This window comes from Paenibacillus ihuae, assembly GCF_001368795.1.
GTDB classification, from domain to species: domain Bacteria; phylum Bacillota; class Bacilli; order Paenibacillales; family Paenibacillaceae; genus Paenibacillus_AQ; species Paenibacillus_AQ ihuae.
In genome coordinates, this window is the sequence record NZ_LN831198.1 from 1,919,650 (window position 1) to 1,922,039 (window position 2,390).

2 protein-coding genes are annotated in these 2,390 nt (G+C 52.1%); one reads left to right on the forward strand and one right to left on the reverse strand.

Features of this window, described 5'->3' with window-relative positions; all coding sequences use genetic code 11:
• Positions 1–408: 408 nt before the first annotated feature.
• A complete protein-coding gene (gene ltrA / locus AQR02_RS08620) occupies positions 409–1,809 on the forward strand; it encodes a group II intron reverse transcriptase/maturase (RefSeq protein ID WP_054940217.1) in 1,401 nt (466 codons plus the stop codon).
• A 103-nt stretch (positions 1,810–1,912) separates the two neighbouring features.
• Here the strand turns inward: ltrA and AQR02_RS08625 are convergent.
• The coding region (locus tag AQR02_RS08625; RefSeq protein WP_148449145.1) for an FtsW/RodA/SpoVE family cell cycle protein at positions 1,913–2,390 on the reverse strand (478 nt) is incomplete at its 5' end.

Below are 2,390 nucleotides of genomic sequence, written 5' to 3' on the forward strand. Positions count from 1 at the left end.
GATAACTTGGCGGTGAAAGTCCGCTACAGACTTGGCAGTAGGAACTGTTAGCCAAGGGCAAGGGTGTCCGCCGTGAGGCGGAATCTGAAGGAAGCCGGAGGCAAACCCTCGGTCTGACGAACAGAAATCACATACAAGGCATGGTAGGACGGACGAGCTTGCACACCAAAGCGAAGTCCAATACTGCCCGAATCCTACCATGTAAATGTGGCAGATAGATGAGGGGAAGGTTATCGCTCTTACCCGGGGAGATCTCACAGACGTGGAGTAGGAAAAAAAAAAATCCGAAAGACGGAGTAAAGCTTACTGTGAGAAGTCAGCAGAGGCCATAGTACCGGGAAGTTTTTTTTTCGGGAAGGGCCGAACAATCGTAAGTCTCGAGTACAGACTGGAAGGAGAGTCGGCGTGATGAAAGCAGAATACCGAAAGGGCTGCCTGCAAAGGAATAGCGTGGAGCGTGAAGAGTATGCGGGAGCGCAGAGTGCCGGCGTTCGGGAACGTAGAGAAAGAGACGGTGCAACAGACCTGCTGGAGCAGATTCTGGATAGAGACAATCTGAACAGAGCCTACAAGCAGGTCAAACGCAACCATGGAGCGCCGGGAATCGACGGGATGACCGTAGAAGATGCGCTGCCATGGCTGCAGGAACATAAGGGCGAGCTCTTGCGAAGCATCCGGGAAGGCAAGTACAAACCAAGCCCGGTACGGCGCAAGGAAATCCCCAAACCCGATGGAAGTGGTGTTCGAAAGCTTGGTATTCCCACGGTCGTGGACCGGGTGATCCAGCAGGCCATCGCCCAGCAGCTCCAGCCTCTGTTTGAGCCGCTATTCTCAGACGGAAGTTACGGCTACCGCCCCGGGCGCAGCGCGCAACAAGCGATTCGCAAAGTGAAGACTTTCGCAGAGCGGGGGTACGGTTATGCGGTAGAAATTGATCTCTCCAAATACTTTGACACCCTGAACCATGAATGGCTGATGCATCTGTTGCGCAGACATATCCAGGACAAGCGTGTAACCGAACTGATTAAGAAATATCTGAAAAGTGGGGTTATGGAGAATGGCATGCACTTCAAAACGGAGGAAGGTTCTCCGCAGGGAGGGCCATTGTCCCCGCTGCTGGCAAACATTTACCTGAACGAATTTGACCAGGAGATGAGCAGGCGGGGAGTGAATGTCATCCGATACGCAGATGACATCGTAGTGCTGGCTCAAAGTAAGCGGGCAGCGACGCGGCTTCTGGAATCTTGCCGGAAGTACCTGGAGAACAAACTTAAACTCCAGATAAATAGGCAGAAAAGCAAGGTCGTCAGTGTAGTGGCGCGGAAGCATTTCAAATTCCTTGGTTTTGCCTTGGGAAAGAACAAGAGTGGTGTGTACATTCGCGTCCATGGACAATCCCTGACCAAAGCAAAGAAGAAGCTGAAAGAACTGACGAGCCGCAGTCAGGGTAGGAATGTCCGACAAGTCATGGAGAAGGTGAAAGTCTACATTCGGGGATGGATCGGCTATTACTATGTGGCCGACATGAAACGGATCTTGCAAAGTTGGAGCGAATGGCTGCGAAGGCGTCTGCGGATGTACATCTGGAAACAGTGGAAGAAGCCGAGAACCAAGGTACAGAACCTGCGCAAGCTGGGGATACCGGAAGGGCAGGCTTACCAATGGGGGAATTCCCGACTTGGATACTGGCGGATTGCCGGAAGCCCTGTACTGTCTCGTTCCATAACAAATGAAAAGCTCGCACAGGCCGGGTATTATGACTTCCCGGCACAGTACGAGCATTTACGTAAATTGCACTTATGCGGTTGAACCGCCGTATACCGAACGGTACGTACGGTGGTGTGAGAGGTCGGCTGCTCAGTTAATGGGTAGCCTCCTACTCGATTCATTAGCAAATGTAGTATATGTAGGCTTAGCGCGCCCGAACTTGTCTGACTGTGGTCACTGATTTTGTTACCTCTTCTTTGGCCGGCCTGTTAGTCTCGCGGGATATGCTCAGCATAATACCCATACAGAACATGGTGACCACGAGTGAAGAGCCGCCGTAACTGATGAAAGGCAGCGTAACCCCTGTAAGCGGAATGGTTTTGGTAACACCGCCGATATTAACGAAGGCTTGGATCGCTATCAGGCCCATGACACCAATTCCGACTAGGGTACCGAAAGGATCCGTACACCTTAGGGCAATCAGAATGCCCCTCCAGATGAAATACAGATACACCAGCAGGAAAATCGTCGTTCCAATAAATCCAAGCTCCTCACCGATCACGGCAAAAATAAAGTCCGTATAGGGATAGGGCAGATAGTGCAGCTTCTGGATGCTCTGACCGAAGCCTGCCCCGCTCGTTCCGCCTTCGCCGAGTGCTGTGAGCGACTGAATGATGTTGTAG